The organism is Stenotrophomonas sp. P5_A9 (assembly GCF_056400525.1).
The window spans coordinates 1-3,477 of record NZ_JBFULC010000125.1; the positions used below are offsets into that span (position 1 = coordinate 1).

3 protein-coding genes are annotated in these 3,477 nt (G+C 68.3%); all 3 read right to left on the reverse strand.

Features of this window, described 5'->3' with window-relative positions; translation table 11 throughout:
* Positions 1-464 (reverse strand): N-acetyltransferase family protein (locus AC1DR7_RS20085; RefSeq protein WP_478076653.1); only part of this gene is annotated, 464 nt, incomplete at its 3' end.
* 262 nt (positions 465-726) lie between these two features.
* Positions 727-1,806, reverse strand: a complete 1,080-nt coding sequence (locus tag AC1DR7_RS20090) for a copper resistance protein B (RefSeq protein WP_457319573.1) — start codon at positions 1,804-1,806, stop codon at positions 727-729.
* On the reverse strand, positions 1,803-3,477 hold a 1,675-nt coding region (locus AC1DR7_RS20095), incomplete at its 5' end, for a copper resistance system multicopper oxidase (RefSeq protein WP_478076654.1). The genes AC1DR7_RS20090 and AC1DR7_RS20095, both read right to left, overlap by 4 nt.

Here is a 3,477-nt window from a genome sequence, read left to right on the forward strand (position 1 = left end):
AAGTCGTACGTGCCGACCTGCACACAGCCGTAGCGCGCATAGAAGCGCTGCGCCCCGAAATTCTCCGACCACACGCCCACCCACAGGGTGCGGCGTCGCGGTTCATCGAGCCACTGCAGGAACGCGTCCATCAGCCGCGCGCCGTGGCCGCCGCCCTGATGGCTGGCCAGCACGTACAGGCGCTTGAGCTCGACATCATCGGGGACTGCATCGGCATGCGGCAGGGTGTTGGCGCCCGCCGCCAGATAGCCCACGGCCTGGCCGGCGTCTTCCAGCAGCCACACCGCGCTGCGTGGATCCTCCAGCTCCTGCCGCTGCGGGCCCGCGCTGTAGTGGTCGTGCAGGAACGCCTGCAGATCCTGCGGCGGATACGAATCGCCAAAGGTTTCGGTATAGGTGGCGACAGCGATCGCCGAGACGGCCTCGGCATCGGCGGGGGTGGCGCGGCGGATCTGCAGGGACATGGGCGCAGGCGCAGTGGATGGCCCGGCAGCGTACGCCATCGCGGCCAACGGGAGCGAAAACCACGGGCGGGATGGCGGAACCTGCTTTCCCGCGCATCACATCATTACCCGGGACAGCCAACGAGCAAGGCGCCCGGGTGTCGGACAGGCGACGACCGCGCCGCGCGCGGCAGCCTGTGACGCCCCGGATGGGCCCGTCGGATCCGGCATGCACGACCCCTGTTATCCCGGGCGCCCGCCGCGCCCGGGATCTTTTTTTGGCTTAGAACCAGACACGCACGCCGGCCACCCAGCGGGTGTCGCGGGCGCGTTCGCCGGCGGCCTGGTGATAATCGGCGGTATCGCCGAACAGGCGTTCGTGGCTGATGCCGACGTACGGGGCGAAGCGACGGTTGAACTCGTAGCGCAGGCGCAGCCCGGCCTCGACCTTGTTCAGGCCGCTGCCGTTGCCGTAACGCGGTTCGTCCTCGGCGGTGAACGTGGCCTCCACCAGCGGCTGCAGGATCAGCCGGTTGGTCAGCAGCAGCTCGTATTCCACTTCCACGGTAGCGGCGACCTGACCGCTCTGGCCGACATAGGCCGTGGCCGAGGTCTCGAACTTGTACGGCGCCAGCCCCTGGATGCCGACCGCGGCCCAGGTGCGCGAATCGCCGCGACCGAGTTCCTGCCGGGCACCGACCAGCACGTCCCACCACGGCGACACGCTGCGGCCATACAGGACGTCCAGGTTGGCCGAGTCGGTGCGTCCACCGCTGCGCTCGCCTTCGCTGCGCAGCCACACCCGGTGGATGTTGCCACCGACCCAGCCGCTGGCTTCCCAGGCCTGGCCGTTGCCGTGCTTGCCGTCCCAGTGCTCCAGCCGGTTGACCAGCAGCATGCTGTGGATCTCGGGCGGGTGTTCCATCGCACCGTGTTCGATCGCAGGGAAGGCGGCGATGCGGTCGGCATCGGTCACCGTCGGGATCGGTTCCCGTGGGGTGTCGGGTGCCGGCGGCTTGGCCGGGCCGTGGCCGATCGCGGCGTGGTCCATCGTCGAATGATCGGCGTCACCGTGGCGGGTCGGCGCAGGATCCATCTGGCCGTGATCCATGCTGCCGTGATCCATCTTCGAGTGGTCCATCCGGCCGTCGTCCATGGCGCCGTGATCCATTTTTGAATGGTCCATCTGGCCGTGGCCCATGCTGGCGTGATCCACCGTATCTTCATCGACCGTCGGCGCATCGGTGCCGGGCGGCGGAATCATGGCATGGCCTGCGTGCGACTGCGCCCACGCCGGGGCGGAGAGCGCCAGCAGCAGCGCGCTGGTCAGGATCGACGTCGTGACAATCGGAGAACGGCTCATTCTTCGATCCTCACTTCGCGCATCATGCCCGCTTCCATGTGGTACAGCAGGTGGCAGTGGTAGGCCCAGCGGCCCAGCGCATCGGCGCGCACGCGATAGGTGCGGCGGGTGCCGGGCGGCATGTCGACGGTGTGCTTGCGCAGCTGGAACGCGCCGTCGGCGTTTTCCAGGTCGCTCCATACTCCGTGCAGATGGATCGGGTGCTGCATCATGGTGTCGTTGACGAGCACGATACGCATGCGCTCGCCGTAGTTCAGGCGCAGCGGTGCGGCGCTGGCGAACGGGATGCCGTCGAAGGACCAGCTGAACTTTTCCATGTGGCCGGTCAGGTGCAGCTCGACCTCGCGGCCGGGTTCGCGGCCATCGGGATCGTCGAACAGGCTGTGCATCGCGGCGTAGGTGAGCACGGTGCGGCCGTTGTCGCGCAGGCCGATGCCGGGATCGTCGAGCTTGGGAGCGGTGGCCATGCTCTGCATGTCGACCAGCGGGTTGCCCTTCTCACTGGGCGGGTGCCGGGGCGTCTTGTCGGTGCCGCCGTGCGCGGCGTGGCCCATGTTGGCGCCGCAGCCGCCTTCCATGCCCTTCATGTCGTGCCCCGACATGCCGTTCGAGGCATGGCCCATGTCGTGGCCCATGTCGCTCATCGTCAGCAGCGGCCGTGGGTCGCGCGCCGGGATCGGCCCCTGCAGACCGTGGCGGACGGCCAGGGTGCCGGCCGCATAGCCGGTGCGGCCCATGTCCTGGCAGAAAATCGTGAACGCGTCCTGGCCGGTAGGTTCGACGATCACGTCGAAGGTCTCGGCCGGTGCGATGCGGAACTCATCGATGCTGACCGGGTGGATGTATTGGCCGTCGGCGGCGACCACGGTCATCTTCAGCCCCGGGATGCGCACATCGAAGTAGGTCATCGAGCCGCCGTTGATGAAGCGCAGCAACACCTTCTCGCCGCTGCGGAACAGCCCGGTCCAGTTGCCGGCCGGGGCGGTGCCGTTGAGCAGGTAGGTGTAGGTGTGCGCGTTGATGTCGGAGATGTCGGTGGGGGTCATCCGCATCCGGCCCCACATGCCGCGATCGGCGGTGGCCGCCGCCCAGCCGTCCTTGCGCACATCGCGCAGGAAGTCGGGCAGGGTGCGCTTGTAGTAGTTGTCGAACTCGGCCAGCTTCTTCATGCGACGGAACAGGGCACCGGGGTCCATGTCGGTCCAGTCCGACAGCAGGATCACGTGCTCGCGGTCGAAGTTGTACGGCGCTGGCTGCAACGGGTCGATGATCAGCGCGCCGTACAGGCCGGCCTGTTCCTGGAACATCGAGTGGCTGTGGTACCAGTAAGTGCCCGACTGCTTGAGGGTGAAGCGGTACTGGTAGGCCTCGCCGGGGGCGATGCCGTTGAAGCTCAGGCCGGGCACGCCGTCCATGTTGGCCGGCAGCAGGATGCCGTGCCAGTGGATCGAGGTGGGGTGGCCGTGCAGCGCGTTGGCCACGCGCACGTTGACGGTGTCGCCCTCGCGCCAGCGCAGGATGGGCGCGGGCAGGCTGCCGTTGACGGTGATGGCCGGGCGGGTGCGGCCGGTGAAATTGGCCAGCGATTCACCGATGCGTAACTGCACATCGGGACCGCTGAGGACCTGCGGGGCGCCGGCCACGGCCGGGCCGGCGGCAGCGAAGGCGCGC